Annotated in this window: 1 protein-coding gene; it reads right to left on the bottom strand. The window is 66.0% G+C overall.

The annotated features are described in order from the left end of the window. A partial coding sequence (locus M8J73_RS44520; RefSeq protein WP_249829931.1) for an alpha-amylase family glycosyl hydrolase occupies positions 1-494 on the bottom strand: 494 nt, incomplete at both ends.

Here is a 494-nt window from a genome sequence, read left to right as displayed (position 1 = left end):
GCGTTGCGGTCGGGGGTCCACTGCATGGGGGTGCGGACGGAGTCGCGGTCGCCGAGCCAGATGTTGTCGCCCATGCCGATCTCGTCGCCGTAGTAGAGGATCGGCGAGCCGGGCAGGGACAGCAGCAGGGCGGTGAACAGTTCGATCTGGTTGCGGTCGTTGTCCAGCAGGGGGGCGAGCCGGCGGCGGATGCCGATGTTGGCGCGCATACGCGGGTCCTTGGCGTACTCCGCGTACATGTAGTCGCGTTCCTCGTCGGTGACCATTTCGAGGGTGAGCTCGTCGTGGTTGCGCAGGAAGATGCCCCACTGGCAGTTGGAGGGGATCGCGGGTGTCTTGGCGAGGATCTCGGAGACGGGGTAGCGCGATTCCCTGCGGACCGCCATGAAGATCCTCGGCATGACGGGGAAGTGGAACGCCATGTGGCATTCGTCGCCGCCGCTGGTGTAGTCGCCGAAGTAGTCGACGACGTCCTCCGGCCACTGGTTCGCCTC

The organism is Streptomyces neyagawaensis (assembly GCF_023516595.1).
Taxonomy (GTDB): domain Bacteria; phylum Actinomycetota; class Actinomycetes; order Streptomycetales; family Streptomycetaceae; genus Streptomyces; species Streptomyces neyagawaensis.
Note: the sequence above shows the minus strand (reverse complement) of the source record. Positions and strands in the feature narration are given on the sequence as shown.